Origin of the sequence: Chryseobacterium sp. D764 (assembly GCF_019317325.1) — a bacterium.
Classification (GTDB): domain Bacteria; phylum Bacteroidota; class Bacteroidia; order Flavobacteriales; family Weeksellaceae; genus Chryseobacterium.
The window spans coordinates 2,477,557-2,499,130 of sequence record NZ_CP079219.1; the positions used below are offsets into that span (position 1 = coordinate 2,477,557).

A 21,574-nucleotide genomic window follows, 5' to 3' on the forward strand; every position below is an offset into this window, starting at 1 on the left:
TATAGTCTACAAATTTAGTAGACTTTTTGGAACTGGCAAATTTTTTGATGAAAATTTATATCTTTAATTAAAATTTTATTCATGGAGAAGACCGGACTCAGGTATGTAGATCTTGTTTATAAAGTATTGGAAAACTGGTATGTGACATTTGCTGAGCTTACCCCCAAACTTATTGTCGGAATTTTAGTATTTACATTTTTCCTGATCACCAGTAAATATTTAAGCCAGATAGCCGTAAAACTCTTCCACAAATTCTTCCCGAAGAGCAAAAAAGAGAGTTCATTAGTTACTTTAATCAGTATCTTCAGATTCCTGATCATGCTGATGGGAACTTTTATTGCCCTTGAAATAATGGGTTTCAGCGGCTTTCTCTGGAAGTTTATCGGAAGTCTGGGAGTTGCAGGGGTTATTGCAGGGGTTGCCCTGAAAGATCTTGTATCCAGTATTTTCTCCGGAATGCTGATTGGAATTGATAAAGCTTATAAAGTAGGCGATTACATTACCATTGGAGCACATTCAGGAACGGTACAGGAAATCGGGTTTTTAACGACCAAAATTCTTACTGATGATGGAAAGAAGGCTTATATTCCCAATCAGGTTGTTTTCAATGCGCCGTTTTATAATATTACTGCTTCCCCACAGCGCAGGATTATTTTAAATTTTGAAATTCCAGCTGATGAAGATATCAGTATAGCACAGAAAGGAATTCTGGATGTGATTAAAAACCTTGACAATGTGGATAAGCTAGACACCATTGAGGTCATCTTTACAGACCTGAAACAAGGTGCATTTAATCTTCAGGTGAAGTTCTGGATAAAAGTGGGTGCTAACCTGGCTCAGGTAAGAAGTAAGGCTTATTTAGGGATTAAAGAGCGTTTTGATGTGGATAAAGTTCAGCTGGTAACGCCTACAAGCATCAGTATTACCAATGGGGAGAATAATTTACATGAAAACCAGGATAAATAAATGTTTTCATATTAATTCACCGGTTTAATTAAGGTATATACTCCCTTCGTTTTTGGATCCAAATTGTTATTACATAATTTCTTACTTTTATATAAGATCTTAATCCACAAAATAATGTCATCACAATCCAATTCATTCCTACCTATTGAATCAAAAACTTCAAAAGGGCTTGCTTTATTGATTAAGATAATTGGCGGATCTTTTTTAATTTTGACCCCTTTATCCGTTATAATAATGGCTGTAATGGTAATAAATGCAAAAGAAATCTCTGTAGGAATAAAGATTGTTTTAATTGTCCTTTTTATGGCAATCCTAAGTTTTTGTGTCTGGATGCTTTTTCAGAAAAATTCCAAAAATACAACTACCCATATTATTGTTGATGAAAAAGGAATCCACCATTACTGCAACCGGGACATTTTATATTCCATAACCTATGCTGAGCTTCATTCAAATCCGGAATCGGGGAAATATGATGTGTTACTGACTGAGTATGATGAATCTGCTCCTAGTTTATGCATTCATCTCTTTGAGCCTGCATTAAAGAAAGCCACCCGAAAAACTGTCAATTTAAATATTGATATAGTGATTACAAATGGGAATCTGTTACTCAAAAATTTTGTAAAAGGAATATTGATTTTCAGGCCGGATTTAAAAATTGCACCCAATGTTCTGGATCTTTACTGGCTGGAAGAATTCAAGAAATAAAATCATATTATTTTAATGTTCAACACTTAAAATAATAACAAAAAAAACCGTTCCAAAAATGGAACGGTTTTCTATTTATTTGAAAGTTTCAGATTAAGCTAAAACTTCTTTTACTTTGTTTGCAGCTTCTTCTAAAGTAATTGCAGAGTGTACCGGAAGACCAGACTCGTCAATTAATTTTTTAGCTTCTACAGCATTAGTCCCTTGTAATCTTACGATCAATGGAACCGGAAGGCTACCCATAGCTTTGTAAGCATCTACAACTCCCTGAGCAACTCTGTCACATCTTACAATACCTCCGAAGATGTTGATCAAAATAGCTTTTACGTTTGGATCTCTTAAGATGATTCCGAAAGCAGTCTGTACTCTCTGAGCATCAGCAGTACCTCCTACGTCAAGGAAGTTAGCAGGGTTACCACCTGATAATTTGATGATATCCATAGTTGCCATTGCAAGACCAGCTCCGTTTACCATACAAGCAACGTTACCATCTAGTTTTACGAAGTTAAGACCAGCTTCACCAGCTTCTACATCCATTGGATCTTCTTCTCTTGTATCTCTAAGTTCAGCTAAATCTTTGTGACGGAACAATGAGTTGTCATCTAAAGTTACTTTAGCATCTACAGCGATAATCTTGTTATCAGAAGTTTTTAATACCGGGTTGATTTCGAAAAGAGAAGCATCAATTCCTGTATAAGCATTGTAAAGAGATGAAATAAATTTCACAAATTCTTTGAATGCATTTCCTTCAAGACCTAGGTTGAAAGCAATTTTTCTAGCCTGGAATCCTTGAAGACCGATAGCCGGATCAATAAGTTCATTGTGGATCAAATGAGGAGTTACTTCTGCAACGTGCTCAATATCCATACCACCTTCAGTAGAATATACGATTGTATTTTTTCCTTCAGCTCTATCTAAAAGAATAGAAACATAAAATTCTTTAGTTTCAGATTCTCCTGGATAATAAACATCTTCTGCAACCAAAACAGAGTGTACTTTTTTACCTTCAGCAGAAGTTTGAGGAGTTACCAACTGCATTCCGATGATATTCTGAGCGTTCTCTTTAAGTTTATCCATGTTTGGAGAAAACTTAACACCCCCACCTTTACCACGACCACCTGCGTGAATCTGCGCTTTTACAACCCAAGCCTGTGCTCCGGTTTCAGCAGTCAATTTTTCAGCAGCTGCTACAGCTTCTTCTACGTTGTTTGCAACGAAACCACGTTGGATAGCTACTCCATACTTTGATAAAATCTCTTTTGATTGATACTCGTGAAGATTCATATTATTTTTATTATTTTATTTTAATATTTAAAGGTTGACAAATTTACTAAAAAGACATGGAAGTTCAAGTTTATTGACTTAAAAATTAAAGTCTGATCGACTTGATTTTTAACATATCATTCAAATTTCCTTTATTCTTCCACTAATTTCTCAGATTGTGATCCGATGAACGGAATTCTTGGAGCCAGAAAATATCCTGTAAGACTCGCAAATAATATTGGTACAAAATAGGTAAACCCGGTAAGTGTTCCTAAGATAATGGTAGTACTCATCGGTGTTCTTGTTACACACGCATTGATTGCTGCCATGCAGCTTACAATCGCTAATGTGGTATCTACACCTGGAAATAAATTATGAATAATGAGTCCTAATGTTGTTCCTACAAAGAACAGCGGAATGATAAATCCTCCTCTCCATCCTGAAGTTACCGTAATGGCAATAGCCAGTATTTTAAAAACCAAAATCAGGATTAAAAAATTCAATCCGAAATTGCCACCGATCAGCTGATTGATCTCGTTATGTCCAAAGTATCTTGTAATAGGGAAATTATAGGCAATGATTCCTAAAATAATTCCTCCTACTAATGTTTTAATATATATTGGGAACGCTCTGTATTCGAAAACTTTCTTGAAAAATTTGACTACAAAAATGAAAATCCATCCAAAAAATGTTCCCACAATTCCGAACAGTGCAGCATATAGAAAATCATATACTCCTGTATAATGATACGCTTTCAGATCCCAGGTTGCCCCGATTCCTAAATGGATAATCAAAGCAAACATCAGATAACTGAAACAGCTTGCTACCAACGCAGGAATAATGGCTTTATAATATTCTACCGCATGTTTATGATGCAGTATTTCCAGGGAAAAAAGACTTCCTCCAAGCGGAGCTCCAAATAATGCGGTAAAACCAGAAGCCATCCCGGCAATACTCAAAGAACGCAGCTCTTCGCCTTTCAATCTGAAAATTTTCCCCAGCCAGGTTCCCGTAGATCCGGTGACCTGTACCAAAGGCGCTTCAGGCCCTAAACTTCCTCCTGATGCTACACAAAATAAAGATGAAAGGATCATTGATGGATTGTTCTTAGGCTCCAGTTTTCCCTTATTGAATCTGATGTTATTAACGATCAAATGAATTTCTCCCGGATCACCGATAAAATGAATCACTAACCCAGCCAATAACCCGCAGATTGCCATTGTCGGAATCACTTGCCAGCCTTGAAATTCGGCCAGGAATTCAGTGAAATGTTCCAATACGATCCAATATCCTCCGGCAATAATACCACCTACAAGGCCTGTAACAGCCCACATAAAAAAAGTACGGCTGAATACAAACGGATTGAATCTGATGGGTTGATCTAAGAGATTGAATGTTTTTATTAACCGTCTTCTTCTGTTAATTTTCATTCTTAAATTCTGTTTTTAGCAAAATAAAAGATAAGCATTCCCCAACTTAAGATCATCATCAGACCTCCAAGCGGAGTGATAGGTCCTAAGAATTTAAGGTTCATTCCCAAATAATCCTGCATACTCAGGAAATAGATACTCACTGAGAACAACAATGTTCCTGCAATCATTAAAATGGCAGTCCATTTTTCAGCAGAAGTTTCAAATTTTAAGATATACCCGATGATCAGCAGAAAAAAGGCTGCATACATCTGATACCTTACTCCTGTTTCAAAACTTTCCAGTCTTTCCACAGCTAATATTTTCTTTAAAGCGTGCGCTCCAAATGCCCCCAGGATCACAGACACCATTCCGTAAACCGCTCCAAAAACTAAAGTAATTGTTTTCATTTTATAACTCTTCTAATTCTAAGGTTAAATATTTCTTTGTCTTATAATCTTGCCAAGTTCCTATGATTTTATTTCCTTTCAAATCGGCTTCTATCAAAGCTCTTGGAATCCATTCCTTCAGTTCCTCGCTATGATAATCATCTTCTGTAATGGAAAAATGATCATGGATAAATTCTCCTCTCCAATTGATAGGTTTTTTATTCTTATCATACCAGTACATTGCTGAAAACGAATCATCCTCATTGATTCCGTTAATCAGAACTGTAATGGGATATTTACCATCAATTTTTCCTTTAAACAATTTATTGCCAGGACTTGTTTTGTTAAGTTTTTCAGAACCGGAAATCAAGTTTTTTGCATAGGAACTCCAATATTTGTCAAGCTCTTTATAAGTAAATTCTATTTCGTGGCTTCCCAGATCATCCAATGCCCTCATCGCATGATTAGAACATCTACCTGCTACAAAAGTAAGTTTATCCTTTCCGAAAAAATATTTGATGCCGTTCAAAGTATACTCCATGAAACAATCTTCATACAGAGCAATTTGATTCTGAGTTTCTTCCGAAGGATTTTTTTCGGATTTCAGTTGGTTTAAAAAATCACCAACTCTTTTTTGAATTCTCTTTTGAATTAAACCATTGATGGTTTTAAAGCTCTCTGCTTGAAATAAATCTTCAGGGTTGATATAGTTTCCGGTTCTCAGGTCGAAATTTTTCCAGTCTGTAAACTCTTCCGGATACGCTCCTGAAGCTTCACCATCTATTGCAATACTCAGAATATTTTTAGGAGTCTCAATCTTATCCCAACTATAAAAATAAACATAGTTTGAATAGGAATTTGTTGCTGTAGAAGCCAGTTTAAAAGGATTACCGTCAGATCCGGGAACATATTCCAGCTGATCTACCTGCAGAAATGTATTGATTTTATTTTCTACTCTCGGATTTTCAGGATAAGAAACAACCGGAAAAACAGCGTTTTCAGTTTTTGGCCGCAGATTACTTATTTTCACTTTTTGCTGTTGTGAAAAACTTAACCCGGAAATCAGTAAGAAAAATACAATACTTTTTTTCACTATTTCGATTTTAGGTACATTAGAATAAACTTAGCAACCAATGTAGAAATTCCCAGTATGATAAACATATTGGCAAATCTCTTGGAGCTTCTGAAACCTTCATGATTTGTTTTCTTTAAAAAGAACCCAAAAAGAAGGAATACAATGGGCAAAATGATCTGTAACATTAGTTTCCTCTCATTCTGTTAAATTCATTGATCACCTCATGGTGGCTCACTGTCTTATCTTTGAAATACGTTACAAAGTGCTGCTTTTCTTCTTCCGTAGCTCCCAACTGGTTCAGAATATTCAATAAGTGCATTTTCATATGACCTTTCTGAATTCCTGTAGTTACCAGAGAACGCAATGCCCCAAAGTTCTGTGCAAGACCTGAAACTGCCAGAATACTCATCAGTTCCTGTGCAGAAGGTTTTCCAAGAAGTGCTAACGAGAATTTTACCAAAGGGTGAAGATTCGTAAGTCCTCCTACAACTCCTACAGAAATAGGAAGATCAATCCAGAATCTGAATACTCCGTTGTCTGTTGTACAGTGTGTCAAAGATCTGTATTGCCCATCTCTTGCAGCATAGGCGTGTGCACAGGCTTCTGTTGCTCTGAAATCATTTCCGGTAGCGATTACAACAGCATCTACCCCATTCATTACTCCTTTATTGTGAGTTGTTGCACGGTAAGGTTCAATTTCTGCGATAGTGACTGCCTGTTTGAATTTAGAAGCGAATTCTTCAGGAGAAATTCCGCTGTCATCTTTTAAATCTTCCATTTTACAGGAAACCTCAGCTCTCACGATACAGTCAGGCGTAAAGTTGGAAAGGATATTCATCACAATCTGCAGTGAATTCTTTTCTTCCTGAGTGAAGTCCTCGCTGGTTGCCACTTCCTGTCTCAAAGTTTTCCCAAACTGCTCAAGACATGAGTTGATAAAGTTAGCTCCCATTGAATCCACGGTATCAAAACTTGCTTTCAGCTGGTAGTAATTAGGCATTTCTGCAGTTTTATCCACCAGACTGATATTTAAAATACCACCACCGCGTCTTCTCATGTTCGCCGTGATATCTTCTGTCGCTTCAAGTAATTTTTTCTTTAAACTGAAATTAAAGAAATGCAGTAATTTGTGAGGTTCAACATCAAAAATAAAATGGGTGTGCCCCAGTTTTTCAGTGTTGATAATCGTTGTTTTAAAACCTCCTTTATCGATCCAGAATTTCGCAGCTTTGGAAGCGGCCGCTACTACTGAACTTTCTTCAACAGCCATTGGAAGTGCCAACAATTTTCCGTCGATCAAAAAGTTCGGAGCAATTCCGTAAGGCATATAAAAATTGGAGATGGTATTTTCAGAAAACTCATCGTGAAGCTTCTGAAGATCTGCATCATCATTCCAATATTGTTTTAATATATTTTGATATTCCTGGTTTCCTTCAAGATATTCGTTTACGAGCCAGTCGATTTTCCCCTGCTTTGGAAGCTTGGAAAAACCTTCGATTGGTTTATGATTCATGATATAAACTTTAATGAGCCGTAAATATAATGATTTTGAGGCTCTTTTTTGTTGATAACTTCTATGAAAAAAGATTGACTTTTATCAATTTTGGAACTAAATTTGAACAAAATTTAAATACAATTCAGATACAAAACATATCAATCATTTAAAAATATGAATTTTGACCGTCTTAAAGAAAAACTGGAAATCCTTGCTGATGCAGCGAAATATGATGTTTCATGTTCATCCAGCGGTGGCTCCAGAAAGAATAAAAAAGGAGCTTTAGGAGACAGTTCCGCAAGTGGAATCTGCCACACTTATACGGAAGACGGACGATGTGTTTCTCTTCTTAAAGTTCTCCTGACCAATCATTGTATTTATGATTGTGCGTACTGTGTTTCCAGAAGTTCAAATGATATCAAAAGAGCAGCTTTTACAGTAGAAGAAGTAGTAGATCTTACGATCAATTTTTATCGCAGAAACTATATTGAAGGTCTATTTCTGAGTTCAGGAATATTCAAAAATGCAGACACAACAATGGAACGTCTGGTGAGAGTAGCCAAAAAGCTGCGCCTCGAAGAAAACTTTAACGGTTATATTCATCTGAAATCTATTCCTGGAGCGAGTGATGATCTTATGCAGGAAGCAGCTCTGTACGCAGATCGTTTATCAGTAAACATTGAAATCCCTACAGAAAGTGGATTAAAGCTATTGGCTCCTGAAAAGAACAGACAAGATATGATCAACCCAATGCGGTATATTCAGAAAGGAATTACCCAATATCAGGATGAAAAGAAAGTCTTAAAGAAAGTTCCCAAATTTGCTCCTGCAGGGCAGTCTACCCAGATGATTGTAGGAGCAACCAATGAAAACGACCTCCAGATCATTAAAGTTGCCGATCATTTTTATAAAAATTTTAATCTGAAAAGGGTTTATTATTCAGGATATGTTCCGGTTCTGGAAGATCAGCGGTTACCTTCTTTAACAACTGAAGTTCCTATGCTTCGTGAAAACCGATTGTATCAGTGTGACTGGCTGATGAGATTTTATGGTTTTAAAGCAGAAGAGATTTTAGATCCGAATATTCCTTTTCTCGACCTGGAAGTAGATCCAAAATTAAGCTGGGCATTGCGGAATCTGGACCAGTTTCCTGTTAACCTTCAGACTGCCGACTACCAAATCATCTTAAGAATTCCGGGAATTGGAGTAAAAACGGCTCAAAAAATCATCAGTGCAAGACGTTTTCAGATTTTAACAATGGATCATTTAAAAAAATTAGGAGCAGCTGTAAACCGCGCAAAATATTTTATTGATTTCAATGCAGGTAACGCATACTTAAGGTATTTAACAGATAAAAACTTCAGAAAACTGTTGATAGGTGGAAGCTCATCAAAGTTTCACAATCAATTCTCACAACAGTTGAGTTTATTTTGATTTCAACACAAATCACACCAATATTTTCACGAAAGGCCACAAATTTATAATAAACATTGTTGTCATTCTGACGAAGGAAGAATCTCTTCAGTAACCAGATTCTTTACTTCATTTTATATCGTTCAGAATGACAAGCCAACTAAATTTAATTTTAAGCTAAATATATGACAACCCTACTCTATGATGGAAGTTTCGATGGTCTTTTCACCACGATATTTGAAGTTTTCGAATATCGTTATAAAGAGGTAGAAATTTTCAGCAGAGAGCGTTTTCATCAGGAAAATATTTTTGCGGAAATTCATGAAGTTATTACTCAAACGGAAAAATCTGAGCGGGTTCTCAACAAATTGGAACAGAATATCGGGAAAGTGGGCGTCCATAAGCTTTTAAAAGTTTTTTTATCAGAGGAACCCGATCTTGAAAACCTCATCTTATCTGCTGTAAGGCAATCTATCAAGCATCCGGAAGAAAATATTCTTGAAAATTTTGCAGATTCTGATATTTTAAAAATTTCTAAAATCGGGAAATCTGTAGACAGGGAAAGACATAGAATGACAGCTTTTGTCCGCTTTGAAAAGATGAAAGATGATGTTTTCTTCTCTAAAATAGATCCCGACTTCAATGTTCTTCCGTTAATCCGAAAACATTTTAATGACCGGTATCAAGATCAGAAATGGATGATCTATGATCTGAGAAGAAACTACGGAATTCTTTATGATCTGGATACCTGTGACTTTTTCTATCCTGAAGAAAGAATTGATTTCAATAATTATCAGCAGAAATTCCATGATGAAGAGAAAAATTACCAAACTCTTTGGCAGCGTTATTTTACAAAAACCAATATTGTGGAACGAAAGAATATGAAACTGCATATTCAGCATGTTCCGAAAAGATACTGGAAATATTTGACTGAAAAATGGTAACATAATCGGCAGCAGGTAATGCGATTTTTACAGATAAGTTTATCTTGAATCCTTATCATATGAGCTCAAATTACGCTCAATAATTCCATATTGTGGATAACTTTTTTTTCCGGCAAAGAAAAGACTGTATTTCAGGTCTTCATTTTTTTATTTTATTTAAATTATTAATTTAGTGACAGATAGAATCCACATTAATCGAAAACTCATATTGTGGATAACTTTTTTCAATTAACATATAGTTAATATTGAAAATATTTCAACATCAATTTTTATGTGAAAATTGAGTAAACAAAGTCATTCCCAAAGAAGAAAAGGAATATAAAAAGAGTATATAAACCTATGTAAATCTGTGACCTACATATTAAAAAACCGAATCAACATTTCCAATTTGTGGATAACTTTTACTTTTTGATAGTCCGCAAGGCTTTCTTTACGATGTACTGGGTTTCTTTTGTGAAACTTTCCCGAAGCCATTCATCACAGATTTCCACTACAAACTCAGGTTGTGATTTGCTGGCATCATTAAGCCAATTGCCGACACTATCCTGTACGTATCGGGATGAATCTGATCGTAAAGGTTCTAAAATTTCAAGGCCTAGTCCCGGATTTTGTTTTAGAGCATCAATATGTTCACACCAGACTCCTCTCGGCCGGGTAGATTCACTGGCAAAACGTCTTACATTTTCATTGTTATGCTGAGTCCATTCTGATAAAATAGATATACTTTCATCAAGGTTTTTTGAGATATCCGAACGCACAGTCATCCAGCAGATCTCTCTCACTCCAAAATGGGAATCAGAAGCGAAAGACTGGATGCTTTTTAATTTTTCTTTAAGTTTCAAGTCATTGTTTCTTCCAATGGTATAAGCTGCCCAGCAACGTACGAGATCTGCCGGATGTGTGGAGAGTCCAAACAAAAATTCGTCATCATTATTTCTCATGGTTAAATTTAAAAGCTCAACTCCAATAGCTTCCTTAACAGTGTTGACAGTTTGCTTTTTCAGTTGATCTACATTTTCTAAAACAGGTTTTAAATAGTCAATCCGGTTATTCTGCTGAAGTAAATTTTCCAACAAGAGCCTTTGATCTACTGCAAGCCATTCTGTAAGATTGGCGGTTTCAATTTCTCCCCGATTCAGCTGTTCCAGAATATCCGGTGGAATATCTTTAATGGAACGGGCCCCTTTTCGTTTTTCTGACATGCTGTTTTTAATGATTATCTTTACAAAAGTCTGAAACTAACCGGACAAAAGCAATACCGTATATTTTTCACCCATAGGGATAAAAAAGTCAATTTTATGGAAACAAAGGAAAGAGTTGAAGAAAATAAAATTTGTCCGTTGGAAGTAGCCGTTAATACCATCAGTGGAAAATGGAAAATTCCTATTGTGTGGCAGATCAATGAAGGAAAAAAACGTCCGAGTGAATTTCTGCGCGGTATCGCTAAAGTGGACCGAAGAGTTTTGAATCAGCAATTGATGGGGATGGTAGAAGACGGTATTCTAACGAAACAGTCTTATAATGAACTTCCCCCAAAGGTTGAATACACTTTAACAGAACTTGGCGAAAAGCTGGTGGAAATCCTCTGGCAATGGAATGATTGGGGAAAATTGTTGATTCCGGAGAAAAAAGGCCATTAAACTAACAGATTTTCAGATTATGTATTGGCAGATCTGCGAAAAAAAATGATATTTGTGTTCACTAAAAACACATGAAAAAGATTATCACTGGAATCACAGGATTTTTACTTCTCACAGGCTGTACAAAAGAAAAGTTATCAGACCGCTTACTGCCTGAACCGGATAAGAACGAACATTTAATCGCAGAAAATGCTTTAAAAATCCATAAGGATAAAAATACCATCCGTGAAAGATTTTCTCCTCCTGAAGGCTATGAATGGAGTGAAGAAAAACCGGATTCTTTCGGATATTTTATTGAAAATTTTAAGCTGAAACCTTATGCCAGTCAAATTTTAAAATATGACGGAACTCCTATTTCTACCCAGCATCTTCATGAAGCCGTTTTTGATATTGATACAGGAAATAAAGACTTGCAGCAATGTGCTGATGCGGCAATCCGTATGAGGGCTGAATATCTTTATAAATCGAAAAAATTTGACGCGATCAGATTTCATTTTACCAGTGGTGATCTTCTCAGCTGGAATGACTACAAAAACGGGACGAGAGCATTTGTCAGTGGAAATTCGGTCAGCTTCAGAAAAGCTGCGGCTTTTGATGACTCTTATCAGAGTTTCAGAAATTATCTGGATCTGATCTTTAATTATGCGGGAACGATTTCATTACATAAAGAAACAAAACCTGTAACAAAAAATTCAGATCTTAAAACCGGAGATATTCTGATCACACCAGGAAGTCCGGGACATATTGTTTTTATTTCCGGTGTCTGCCGCAATAAGGAAGGGAAAAGATTGTTTTTATTGAGTGAAGGATTTACACCGGCACAATCTATTCATGTACTCTCCAATCCTTTTAACCCCTATTTTACACCCTGGTATGACCTGGATATCGATGCTCAGGAAACTAAAACTGCACGATATTTTTTTAAACCTACAAACTTCAGAAGCTTTTAATAATTTATATTCAAAACTATTGGAAAGTTACTACGATAATCTGAACTTGTTTTTGTAAATTTGTGTTCGAAATTTTTTTCTTGATGAAAGAGAGTGCTGTAAAAAAAATTGCAGTTCTTACTTCAGGAGGTGACTCTCCGGGTATGAATGCGGCGTTAAGAGCGGTAGTAAGAACCGCCAATTACTATAATATCGAATGCTACGGGGTGAGAGAAGGCTACAACGGTCTTATCAACAATGATTTCCTGAAAATGGGAGCCCGTTCCGTAAAAAATATAATCAACCAGGGTGGAACAATTCTAAAGTCTGCCAGATCCGCTGAATTCAGAACAAAAGAAGGCCGTCAGAAAGCTTATGACAATTGCGTAAAGCTTGGAATAGACGGATTGGTTTGTATTGGTGGAGACGGAACTTTCACCGGTGCAAAAATCTTTAATGAAGAATTCGGAATCAGAGTAATCGGTATCCCGGGAACGATCGACAACGATATTTTCGGAACAGATAATACCATCGGATACGACACTGCTTTGAATACTGCCATGGATGCCATTGATAAAATCCGTGATACTGCAACTTCTCACAACAGAGTTTTCTTTGTAGAAGTTATGGGTCGTGATGCTGGTTTTATTGCGTTAAACAGTGGATTGGCAACGGGAGCTTTAGATATTTTAATTCCTGAGAAAAAAGATAGTATTGATGAACTTTTCGCGAAATTCAGAGATGCAGAAAAAACAGGAAAAGCATCAAGCATTGTGGTGGTTGCAGAAGGTGAAAAACTAGCCAATGTGTATGAACTTGCCGAAAAAACAAAACAGACATTCCCTGATTATGACATTCGTGTAGCAATTTTGGGACACATGCAAAGAGGAGGTTCTCCAAGCTGTGCAGACAGAGTTTTGGCAAGCAGATTAGGCTATGGTGCTGTAACAGGATTAATGGAAGGACAAAGCAATGTAATGGCAGGAATGCGTTCCAACGATCTTACGTATACGCCTATTGAAGAAGCCATTAAAAAACATAACGAAATCAATGAAGATCTTTTACTGATTTCAAAAATTTTAGCAATCTAATTATTTTTATAATCTAATAAAAACAAACTATTATGTCAACAATTAAAGTAGGTATCAACGGTTTTGGTAGAATTGGACGTCTTGTTTTCAGAGCAATGACTGAAAGAGACAACATTGAAGTTGTAGGAATCAATGACCTTATTAATGCAGAATACATGGCTTACATGTTAAAATATGACTCTGTACACGGTATTTTCCCAGGTGAAGTTTCTGTAGAAGGAAATGATCTTGTAGTAAACGGGAAAAGAATCAGAGTAACTGCTGAAAGAGATCCTAACAACCTAAAGTGGAATGAAATTGGTGCTGACTATATCGTAGAATCTACAGGTCTTTTCTTATCTAAAGATACTGCTCAGGCTCACATCAATGCAGGTGCAAAGAAAGTAATCCTTTCTGCTCCTTCTAAAGATGATACTCCAATGTTCGTAATGGGTGTAAACCACAAGGAACTTACTGATGATATCAAAATTTTATCAAACGCTTCTTGTACTACAAACTGTTTAGCTCCTTTAGCTAAAGTAATCCACGATAACTTCGGAATCGTTGAAGGTTTAATGACAACTGTACATGCTACAACAGCTACTCAGAAAACTGTTGACGGTCCTTCAGTAAAAGACTGGAGAGGTGGTAGAGCTGCTCTAAACAACATCATCCCTTCTTCTACAGGTGCTGCTAAAGCAGTAGGAAAAGTAATTCCTTCACTAAACGGAAAATTAACAGGTATGTCTTTCAGAGTACCAACTGTTGACGTTTCTGTAGTAGATTTAACAGTGAGAATTGAAAAAGCTGCTTCTTATGAAGACATCTGTTCAGTAATCAAAGCTGCTTCTGAAGGTGAATTGAAAGGTATCCTTGGATATACTGAAGATGCTGTAGTATCTCAGGACTTCGTAGGAGATAAGAGAACTTCTATCTTCGACAAAGATGCTGGTATCATGCTTTCTCCAAACTTCGTGAAACTTGTTTCTTGGTATGACAACGAAATGGGTTACTCTAACAAGTTAGTAGATATGCTTGTACACGCTGCTTCTTTATAATAAGCGATAAACAATAAGTAATATAAAACCTTCCCGATGGGAAGGTTTTTTGTGTTATAGTACAATTAGTATTTTTAAATAATTACTCTATAATAAAGACTTATGGAGAATTTGTTGCTTTTGGTGTATCGCTTGTACTACTAGAAAATAAATTCATTCCAATTCCTATAGCATAAAATATTTTTTTATTATAAACCCATTTTTTAGATTCCTCGTCATCTAAATTAATCCAATCAAAACCAGCACCAATCCCTATGAAAAAATTTTTGTAATTACATAAAATATTCAAAGTTGGGGATAGTGAAATTTTTTCAATGCTTTTATCAATTGATGGTGAAGTAGATAATGAATCAATTTTCGCTTTGCTAAATGAAATCCCTCCTAAAGCTGCAATTCCCCAATTCTTATTAAAATTCCTTTTTATACCATAAGCAAATCCCAAATTTAAATCAGTAGACCAATAACTGGGAATATCTTTTACAGAAGGCCTAATTCTTGCTAAATAAGAAATGGTTCCAAATACAAATTCATATTTTGGAAGATTATAAACCGATCCATTTAGTAATAAATCATCTTTTTTTACTAAAAAGAATCTTTCTGTTACATTTATAACATTTGATTCACTATCTACAATATTTTTTTTAACAGCTTTTCCAGTTTTTAAATCAAATTCTTCTGTTTTAATTGCGTCTAATATTTTAGTATTTTTCCCAACTTGTTTATAATAATACGTCAGATTATCTTCTAAGTGATCTTTTGATTTCCATATTGAAAATTTTATAACAAAACTACCATCATCATTTTCTTTTTCAATTGTAAAAATTGCATTTGTAGGCATATTTAATTCTTCTATACCTTCTAGTTTTATTCCATCTTTAGTACAATCAACTCCTTTTGTCGTTGTCAAGTAATCAAAAATAAATTGCGATTTTTCATCAATTTTATTTTTATTAATTTTTTCCTGCCCAAACACTATCCCAACCCATCCGAGCAGGAACAATAATAAAATTTTTGTTTTCATGGTTATTTATTTTTTTAGATTAAAATTTTTGAAGTGGTCATTAGTTTTATTTAAAGCTACAACACTTACCTACCACACGAAATACCACAAAAGGGTGATTTTTCAACATAATTTTATTATTTTTAAGAAAACACCAACCAATGGAGAAAAAACATTTGACTCATGCAAAAAAACCGCATCCCCTCACCAAAGTATGGAATGACTGTCCTGAAATTTTACAGAATGATAACAGAGCCCTGCCCGTTCCTGCTATTGAGCACCTTATCGGAGAAATCTTCGTGCCGGGAAAGTTCTATTATTATGTTATTAATTTCGCAGACAGCCCCATCTGCAATCATCATGAAGACATTCTGAAAATACACGGACTCCATAAGTATCCTGTACACCTGAAAGAAATCATAGACCTCATCCATCCCGATGACATTGAGTTTGTCATGGAACTTTTGAATGGGGATATCTCTAAAATCTTTATCGAAGCCTGACAAATCTCACCATAAAACTTCAGCATAAAACTTGTACTTTTATAGGTAAAGGAATGAACATGATACAACCACGATATAAAGATGCTCCTCATTTCAGAAATTTCTGGGAAAGTGGGAACGGAAAACTGCTTATTGAGTTTTCCGGAGCAGAAGTGAGTTTTGAAAAATTCGAGAAATTCGCTCCTTTTTTTCATCATGTTGATGAGGTCGGTGATGAGGTTGTAAGAGATGTGTATTTTACTAAAAAATTTCATGAGGCATCCAGAGAAATTGAGCAATACATCAGAAATGGAGTTTCGGAAACAGATTCTGTTCCTGAAAGTGTAAAAAAGCTTTTCACCCAAACTCAAAAAGTCCCGGAATGGCTTGATTACAATTTACTCAAAAGCGGTGCAGAACTCTGTATGAGAAGTAACCTGGATTCTTTGATCTCCCTGAGAGATTATTGCCTGATTGGCGGTTATGATTATGCTTACCTCAACAAACCGCTTATTGTTACAGAAGCTTTGAAGAAAGGAGCTGTGAAAAGGCTTTCGGAAACATTGGATTTCTGGGTAAACGCTACGCGCTATAATGCATTGGAAGTTCATGCAAAAGGGTATGAATTTGCTATAAAAACCCGTTTGATCCATTCTTATGCGAGACTTTCCATAAAAAAACATTATAAAGACTGGGATACCGAAAACTGGGGTGAGCCGATCAACTCCTGGGATATGATGGCAACGTATATTGGTTTTAGTCTTGTCTTTCTTCACAGTCTTCAAAAATTGGGAAATAGTTTTTCCATTGAAGAAGAACAGGGAATTTTTCACCTGTGGAAATATGTAGGCTATCTTTTAGGCATTCCGGAACAGCTTCTCCCTGACAACAAAAAGCAAGCTACTGAATATTTTTATTTATGGACATCTGTTCAGCCTCCTTCCGATAAAGATTCTGTACTCCTTGCCCACTCTCTGCTGAATGAATCTTTGGAAAATCCTATTTTAAAATTTGAGTTTCAAAGGAAAAATTTAAAATATCTCCACGTTTGCTGTACCTGGTTTCTGCTGGATGATGAAGTCTGCAAAAGACTGCAGATCCCGGAAGTTTCCAACAAAAATCTGTTTCCAAAATCAAAGATACTTTTCAACAAGATTTATGACAGAATCGTAAGTCGCGATGCCAGAATAAAAAGAGGAAATAAGGATCAGATGAAAGTACTGGAAGATTACCTGAATATCACCAAAAATTCAAATTTTCATTAAAAACTTTATTTTTGAAGGAAATCAAAAGCTGGAAGTTATTTAAAATAAAAATTGAGAGCCTCTCCATTTCATTGAAAAAGAGGCAATATTATATTTATTCTTTTTCCTTTACGTTTCCTGTAATAAGCTTTCTGTTTCTTACACTCCAGATCAAGTACAATAAAAGTAAGATGATCCAGACACCAATGACAACCCCTATAAAAATAATTGTAATGGAGGGATGAAGATAATTCGGTTTGTAGAACAATCGGTCAAGGGTTTCAAATTTTTCTTTTAACCTATTTCTTTCGTAAGTATTTCGTATTTCATTCAGAGGCTCCTGCTGATGATCTCTGTAATAAAAGACATCTTTTGTTAGCTGTTTCGGAATTATCTGTGTTTCTATATTGTATTTTTTTAAAAGAACATCCAGCCTCTTCAACGAGTTTAGCAGCGAATCCTGATTATCTTTATAAAGCAAATTGTATCTTTTGACGGCATTTTCATACTCCTGCTTCCGTTCAGGGATATTATGCAATGAAGAAAACAAGCTTTTATTTTCAAGGAAAATACACATTTTCTCATCATATTGAGGATGTACTTCGATTCCTTGAAATAGAATTTCAGTACTGTCCCCCATCTCTTTTTTAGAAATTAATCTTTTTCCCAGCTTCTCGGCATCAAGCCCCAGAATATCAAGCACCGATTTCGATTTATTGCTTAATTTTTTATAATCAGCACTCAGGATTCTCAAGGTATCAATACTATAATACCTGGATTCTGTTGAGAAATAATCCTTATTATTACCCGGCTCATAATATACCGTATCCCTCAGTTCAACTACTGGATAAGGTTTGGGGTATAAAATATTTTTGGGATTAAATAGCTTTTCGGAACTGTAGGAAGTATAGTTGTATAAAAAAGGCTGTAAGACGTTCAGTAGCGTTTTGTCCTTATTAAGATTCTTTTCAGGCAATTCAGTTCGTAGCTTTGCATTTAACCCAAAACTATAACTGATGAAAAAAGTGAGGGATAAAAAGGATACAAATAACAATATAATGCCCATTCTCCAAATATTTAAAGGTTCATTTTTCTTTGGGGAATGATTTCTAAGGAGAAAAACAAAAAAGAAAAACAAAAAAAAACTGGTTACAAAAAAGTGAGAAATGGAAACATCATCATAAAATTTGAATCTGTAAAACTCTGTATAAATATCAATTTTTTGCAGACCTTCAAACTTTATATAGCCATAGATAAAGTAAGCGAGATGCATCACCGCTAATACAGCAAAAGATTTGATCAGGAATCGTTTTAATTTTCTGTTCATAGAATAATCTTTAAAAACAATTTTTTTAAGATAAGCATTTTTTTATATGAATGGATAAAAAGGCATTCGTACTGATCAACATAAAAAATGTTGTAATAGACTAATTTAATAAGCAGTGAAAACTACATCTCACAGAAATCCCCCAACCAACAGTAGCTTTAACCCTCTTGTCTTTTTCTTACATGATCACTTTATCAACTTATTTTTTTTTAAAACATCCCATACCTTCACACCCCACATCTATCTCGTTATGAATGATATCACTTATAAAATTTTATCATTTTTTAACTCTAAAAACAGTTTTCAGGGACAAATAATATTAGTTTTTGATATTTAAATTATGTATTTTTGAGAAATTATTTTAATAGCGATGAGTAACATTGATGATAAGAAAAAAGCACTCGCTTTAGTGCTTGACAAATTAGATAAAACATACGGAAAGGGAACTGTAATGACTTTAGGTGATCAATCTATAGACAATACAATAGAAGTAATTCCTTCCGGTTCTTTAGGAGTAGATATCGCATTAGGTATAGGTGGATATCCAAAAGGAAGAATCATTGAAATATACGGTCCTGAGTCTTCAGGTAAAACAACATTGACCCTTCATGCTATTGCTGAAGCTCAAAAAGCAGGTGGTATTGCTGCATTTATTGATGCAGAGCACGCTTTTGACAGAACATATGCTGCTAAATTAGGAATTGATTTGGAGAACCTGATCATTTCTCAGCCAGACAATGGTGAGCAAGCTTTAGAAATTGCCGATAACCTTATCCGTTCAGGAGCTATTGATATCGTTGTGATTGACTCTGTTGCAGCTCTTACACCAAAAGCTGAGATCGAAGGTGAAATGGGAGATTCTAAAATGGGTCTTCATGCAAGATTGATGTCTCAGGCATTAAGAAAGCTTACGGCTACTATTTCAAGAACGAAATGTACAGTGATCTTCATCAACCAGTTGAGAGAAAAGATCGGGGTAATGTTCGGAAACCCTGAGACAACTACCGGAGGTAACGCTCTTAAGTTCTATGCTTCTGTAAGAATTGATATCAGAAAAGCCAGTGCACCTATCAAACAAGGTGACGAAGCTATCGGTAGCCGTGTGAAAGTAAAGATTGTGAAAAACAAAGTAGCACCTCCTTTCAAGCAGGCAGAATTCGATATCATGTATGGTGAAGGAGTTTCTAAAGTAGGTGAGATCCTTGATACAGCAGTAGATATGGGAATTGTGAAGAAAAGCGGTTCTTGGTTCAGCTACGAAGAGACTAAACTTGGTCAGGGACGTGATGCTGTAAAAGATGTACTAAAAGACAATCCTGATCTTTCCGAGGAATTGGAAAACAAGATCAAAGAGGAAATGAAAAATAAATAATTTTTCAGGAAAATATAGAAAAGGCAGTCTTAGGATTGCCTTTTTTTGTTTTTAAATGGTTACGTTTTTTAAATACAAAGTTTTTATTTATAAACTGTACATTTTAAAGGGAGCAAAGGCAGAATCAATTTCATTGATCCTTTCTAATGTATTATTTAGTACTTAAAGTCGCTCATCATTGTTTCCTAAAAAAAAGTATTTGAATTACATATTCTTTGCGTTTAAATAAAACTTTTCTTAGATTCAAAATAAAAAGAGGTTGTCCATAGGTCAACCTCTTTTTAAGCTTTTATATTTTAAAAAAAATTATTCAGCAATTTTACCTTGAAGCTGAAGTGCACCAGTCACTTTCATTCCTTTTGTTGGAGTTTCAAATCTCATGTTCTCCTTATTAACGAAAGCATCGATAGTGAAGAAATCTTCATTCTCTTCATTTGTAATTAGTTTTAACTTCAGGATATATCCTTTAACAGTACCATCTTCTAGTAATTCTGTTTCCTTATAGTCTACAACCTGAGCAATAAAATCAAAACATGCATAGTTCGGAAGATCCTGGCTTGGTGCATAGGTTGTGAAGTCTTCACTCATTTTAGTCCCGTCAGGTAAATCAGTGTTTGTTTGAACATCAAGAATAAAAACAATTCCACTGATATTTACCTTCAGATGAGGCTGAGTCATGTATGTATTTCTATTTTCAGCATAATCTGTAGCAAAAAACCAAACTCCAAAAGTATCTCTGGCCGGACCCGCTACAATTGCCTGTAAGTTCAATGCATTTTCCCACTCTCTGATTGATCTTGTTTCAAAATCTAAAACATAATTAGTTTTTACCTCCGGAATTATTGTACTAAGCTCCTCTGTAACAATGGTTTTAAATCTTACATCTTCAAATTCTGTTTTGCTTTTATCTTCACCATCAGGATCTGCAACCGTGGACTGCATTAAAACAGTGGTAAGATATTGACCGTAATCTTTAGTCTGGAAATTCTCGTGACCAAAAACCCCGCTCCAGGTATTCACAAGATTATGAATATTTGATTTTCTTATGATAATTCCTGCTTCGTTAGTGGTCTCAGGAGCAGCAATTCCTTCTGTATTTGGAAAATAATCTTTGCCATCCACCAACTGATGATTCATGATTTCATTGTTTTCTTCGTGAGAAAACGATGCAAAACCTTTATAAGTGACATTTTGGTTTTCGAAAACATAAGGAAGTCCCGTTTTTGCCTTATCAGCTCCTTCAAAATGATAGGAAAGTGAAATCGCTTTGAACTCATCCTCTTTTGTCGCCGGATTATGATTATCATTATCATCAAACTGAGAGTGATATAAAATCATATAGGACTTAATCTTACCCTCCTGAAGTTCGTTTTCAAACTTTTCTTCCATTTGCCCGATCGCCTGTTGTGGAGCAAGTGCATAAGCATCTTCCGTTACCATATACGCAAAGCCTTCTACCTCACCATTTTCTTTTTCAAAAGCAGAAATAGGTGTATACTCGCCCCTTAACTGAAGCGCTATAGAATACACTATATAATCGTTATAAATCCTGATTTTTTCGTACTCATCATTTTTTACTTTTGGTTCTTCTACTTGTGATGAAGGGATTTCTGGTATTGTTTCTACAACTTCTTCCACCACTTCCTCTATTACTTTTTCCTCTGGCATTTCTATTTCCTGAACCAAAGTACTTATATTTTCCTGGTTGTTATTTTTCCTCTTAAAAAAATCAAAGATTCCCATACTGTTGTTTATAATTGGCGGTAAATATAATAAAAGTGTCCAACAGGCTC

At 35.4% G+C, this 21,574-nt stretch carries 20 protein-coding genes; 11 read left to right on the top strand and 9 right to left on the bottom strand.

Features of this window, described 5'->3' with window-relative positions; translation table 11 throughout:
- The first annotated feature begins 81 nt into the window (after positions 1-81).
- Positions 82-966, top strand: coding sequence for a mechanosensitive ion channel family protein (locus KYG33_RS11190; RefSeq protein ID WP_077419007.1), 885 nt, complete (start codon positions 82-84; stop codon positions 964-966).
- Between the two features lie 243 nt (positions 967-1,209).
- Positions 1,210-1,671, top strand: a complete 462-nt coding sequence (locus tag KYG33_RS11195) for a hypothetical protein (protein ID WP_219071750.1) — start codon at positions 1,210-1,212, stop codon at positions 1,669-1,671.
- Positions 1,672-1,764: 93 nt separating this feature from the next.
- Here the strand turns inward: KYG33_RS11195 and sucC are convergent, their stop codons facing one another.
- The 5 genes from sucC to KYG33_RS11220 form a co-directional block, all read right to left on the bottom strand.
- Entirely contained in the window at positions 1,765-2,955 is a 1,191-nt protein-coding gene (gene sucC, locus KYG33_RS11200) for an ADP-forming succinate--CoA ligase subunit beta (protein WP_047386334.1), read from the bottom strand.
- Positions 2,956-3,086: 131 nt separating this feature from the next.
- Positions 3,087-4,364, bottom strand: a complete 1,278-nt coding sequence (locus KYG33_RS11205; RefSeq protein WP_077419005.1) for a chloride channel protein — start codon at positions 4,362-4,364, stop codon at positions 3,087-3,089.
- A 2-nt stretch (positions 4,365-4,366) separates the two neighbouring features.
- Entirely contained in the window at positions 4,367-4,753 is a 387-nt protein-coding gene (locus tag KYG33_RS11210; RefSeq protein WP_219071751.1) for a DUF423 domain-containing protein, read from the bottom strand.
- Between the two features lies 1 nt (position 4,754).
- The gene (locus KYG33_RS11215; RefSeq protein ID WP_219071752.1) at positions 4,755-5,825 is read right to left on the bottom strand and encodes a hypothetical protein; all 1,071 of its coding nucleotides are present in this window, start codon (positions 5,823-5,825) and stop codon (positions 4,755-4,757) included.
- 166 nt (positions 5,826-5,991) lie between these two features.
- Positions 5,992-7,320 (bottom strand): hydroxymethylglutaryl-CoA reductase, degradative, encoded by a 1,329-nt coding sequence (locus KYG33_RS11220; protein WP_077419003.1) that lies wholly within the window; start codon positions 7,318-7,320, stop codon positions 5,992-5,994.
- A 156-nt stretch (positions 7,321-7,476) separates the two neighbouring features.
- On the opposite strand from KYG33_RS11220, the gene KYG33_RS11225 reads away from it, so the two are divergent.
- Positions 7,477-8,736 (top strand): putative DNA modification/repair radical SAM protein, encoded by a 1,260-nt coding sequence (locus KYG33_RS11225; protein ID WP_219071753.1) that lies wholly within the window; start codon positions 7,477-7,479, stop codon positions 8,734-8,736.
- A gap of 164 nt (positions 8,737-8,900) precedes the next feature.
- Positions 8,901-9,659, top strand: a complete 759-nt coding sequence (locus KYG33_RS11230) for a TIGR03915 family putative DNA repair protein (RefSeq protein WP_219071754.1) — start codon at positions 8,901-8,903, stop codon at positions 9,657-9,659.
- 401 nt (positions 9,660-10,060) lie between these two features.
- Here the strand turns inward: KYG33_RS11230 and KYG33_RS11235 are convergent, their stop codons facing one another.
- The gene (locus KYG33_RS11235) at positions 10,061-10,861 is read right to left on the bottom strand and encodes a DNA alkylation repair protein (protein ID WP_077419000.1); all 801 of its coding nucleotides are present in this window, start codon (positions 10,859-10,861) and stop codon (positions 10,061-10,063) included.
- 96 nt (positions 10,862-10,957) lie between these two features.
- Here KYG33_RS11235 and KYG33_RS11240 point away from each other — a divergent pair, with 96 nt between their 5' ends.
- The 4 genes from KYG33_RS11240 (at position 10,958) to gap (ending at position 14,356) form a co-directional block, all read left to right on the top strand.
- Positions 10,958-11,299 carry a winged helix-turn-helix transcriptional regulator gene (locus KYG33_RS11240; RefSeq protein WP_219071755.1) on the top strand — a complete coding sequence of 114 codons (342 nt, stop codon included), beginning with the start codon at positions 10,958-10,960 and terminating at the stop codon, positions 11,297-11,299.
- Positions 11,300-11,370: 71 nt separating this feature from the next.
- Positions 11,371-12,249 carry a DUF4846 domain-containing protein gene (locus KYG33_RS11245; RefSeq protein ID WP_077418998.1) on the top strand — a complete coding sequence of 293 codons (879 nt, stop codon included), beginning with the start codon at positions 11,371-11,373 and terminating at the stop codon, positions 12,247-12,249.
- A gap of 83 nt (positions 12,250-12,332) precedes the next feature.
- Positions 12,333-13,319 (top strand): 6-phosphofructokinase, encoded by a 987-nt coding sequence (gene pfkA / locus KYG33_RS11250; RefSeq protein ID WP_149387061.1) that lies wholly within the window; start codon positions 12,333-12,335, stop codon positions 13,317-13,319.
- Between the two features lie 32 nt (positions 13,320-13,351).
- Positions 13,352-14,356: a type I glyceraldehyde-3-phosphate dehydrogenase gene (gap, locus tag KYG33_RS11255; RefSeq protein ID WP_047386314.1), complete on the top strand. Its 1,005-nt coding sequence runs from the start codon at positions 13,352-13,354 to the stop codon at positions 14,354-14,356.
- Between the two features lie 100 nt (positions 14,357-14,456).
- Here gap and KYG33_RS11260 read toward each other — a convergent pair whose 3' ends face one another.
- A complete protein-coding gene (locus tag KYG33_RS11260; protein ID WP_219071756.1) occupies positions 14,457-15,377 on the bottom strand; it encodes a hypothetical protein in 921 nt (306 codons plus the stop codon).
- 140 nt (positions 15,378-15,517) lie between these two features.
- Between KYG33_RS11260 and KYG33_RS11265 the strand changes: the two genes are divergently transcribed.
- Entirely contained in the window at positions 15,518-15,859 is a 342-nt protein-coding gene (locus tag KYG33_RS11265) for a hypothetical protein (RefSeq protein WP_219071757.1), read from the top strand.
- Positions 15,860-15,918: 59 nt separating this feature from the next.
- Positions 15,919-17,103, top strand: a complete 1,185-nt coding sequence (locus tag KYG33_RS11270; protein WP_180564553.1) for an oxygenase MpaB family protein — start codon at positions 15,919-15,921, stop codon at positions 17,101-17,103.
- A 94-nt stretch (positions 17,104-17,197) separates the two neighbouring features.
- On the opposite strand, the gene KYG33_RS11275 is transcribed toward KYG33_RS11270, so the two are convergent.
- Entirely contained in the window at positions 17,198-18,409 is a 1,212-nt protein-coding gene (locus tag KYG33_RS11275; protein ID WP_219071758.1) for a hypothetical protein, read from the bottom strand.
- Positions 18,410-18,779: 370 nt separating this feature from the next.
- Here KYG33_RS11275 and recA point away from each other — a divergent pair, with 370 nt between their 5' ends.
- Entirely contained in the window at positions 18,780-19,781 is a 1,002-nt protein-coding gene (gene recA, locus KYG33_RS11280) for a recombinase RecA (protein WP_077418994.1), read from the top strand.
- A 306-nt stretch (positions 19,782-20,087) separates the two neighbouring features.
- Here the strand turns inward: recA and KYG33_RS11285 are convergent, their stop codons facing one another.
- The gene (locus KYG33_RS11285; protein ID WP_180564555.1) at positions 20,088-21,524 is read right to left on the bottom strand and encodes a hypothetical protein; all 1,437 of its coding nucleotides are present in this window, start codon (positions 21,522-21,524) and stop codon (positions 20,088-20,090) included.
- Positions 21,525-21,574 lie beyond the last annotated feature (50 nt).

Bases quoted from the DNA above. Each gene is read 5' to 3' on its own strand.
- KYG33_RS11190 (WP_077419007.1), top strand. From the start codon at position 82: ATGGAGAAGACCGGACTCAGGTATGTAGATCTTGTTTATAAAGTATTG.
- KYG33_RS11195 (WP_219071750.1), top strand. From the start codon at position 1,210: ATGGTAATAAATGCAAAAGAAATCTCTGTAGGAATAAAGATTGTTTTA.
- sucC (WP_047386334.1), bottom strand. From the start codon at position 2,955: ATGAATCTTCACGAGTATCAATCAAAAGAGATTTTATCAAAGTATGGA.
- KYG33_RS11205 (WP_077419005.1), bottom strand. From the start codon at position 4,364: ATGAAAATTAACAGAAGAAGACGGTTAATAAAAACATTCAATCTCTTA.
- KYG33_RS11210 (WP_219071751.1), bottom strand. From the start codon at position 4,753: ATGAAAACAATTACTTTAGTTTTTGGAGCGGTTTACGGAATGGTGTCT.
- KYG33_RS11220 (WP_077419003.1), bottom strand. From the start codon at position 7,320: ATGAATCATAAACCAATCGAAGGTTTTTCCAAGCTTCCAAAGCAGGGG.
- KYG33_RS11225 (WP_219071753.1), top strand. From the start codon at position 7,477: ATGAATTTTGACCGTCTTAAAGAAAAACTGGAAATCCTTGCTGATGCA.
- KYG33_RS11230 (WP_219071754.1), top strand. From the start codon at position 8,901: ATGACAACCCTACTCTATGATGGAAGTTTCGATGGTCTTTTCACCACG.
- KYG33_RS11235 (WP_077419000.1), bottom strand. From the start codon at position 10,861: ATGTCAGAAAAACGAAAAGGGGCCCGTTCCATTAAAGATATTCCACCG.
- KYG33_RS11240 (WP_219071755.1), top strand. From the start codon at position 10,958: ATGGAAACAAAGGAAAGAGTTGAAGAAAATAAAATTTGTCCGTTGGAA.
- KYG33_RS11245 (WP_077418998.1), top strand. From the start codon at position 11,371: ATGAAAAAGATTATCACTGGAATCACAGGATTTTTACTTCTCACAGGC.
- pfkA (WP_149387061.1), top strand. From the start codon at position 12,333: ATGAAAGAGAGTGCTGTAAAAAAAATTGCAGTTCTTACTTCAGGAGGT.
- gap (WP_047386314.1), top strand. From the start codon at position 13,352: ATGTCAACAATTAAAGTAGGTATCAACGGTTTTGGTAGAATTGGACGT.
- KYG33_RS11260 (WP_219071756.1), bottom strand. From the start codon at position 15,377: ATGAAAACAAAAATTTTATTATTGTTCCTGCTCGGATGGGTTGGGATA.
- KYG33_RS11265 (WP_219071757.1), top strand. From the start codon at position 15,518: ATGGAGAAAAAACATTTGACTCATGCAAAAAAACCGCATCCCCTCACC.
- KYG33_RS11270 (WP_180564553.1), top strand. From the start codon at position 15,919: ATGATACAACCACGATATAAAGATGCTCCTCATTTCAGAAATTTCTGG.
- KYG33_RS11275 (WP_219071758.1), bottom strand. From the start codon at position 18,409: ATGAACAGAAAATTAAAACGATTCCTGATCAAATCTTTTGCTGTATTA.
- recA (WP_077418994.1), top strand. From the start codon at position 18,780: ATGAGTAACATTGATGATAAGAAAAAAGCACTCGCTTTAGTGCTTGAC.
- KYG33_RS11285 (WP_180564555.1), bottom strand. From the start codon at position 21,524: ATGGGAATCTTTGATTTTTTTAAGAGGAAAAATAACAACCAGGAAAAT.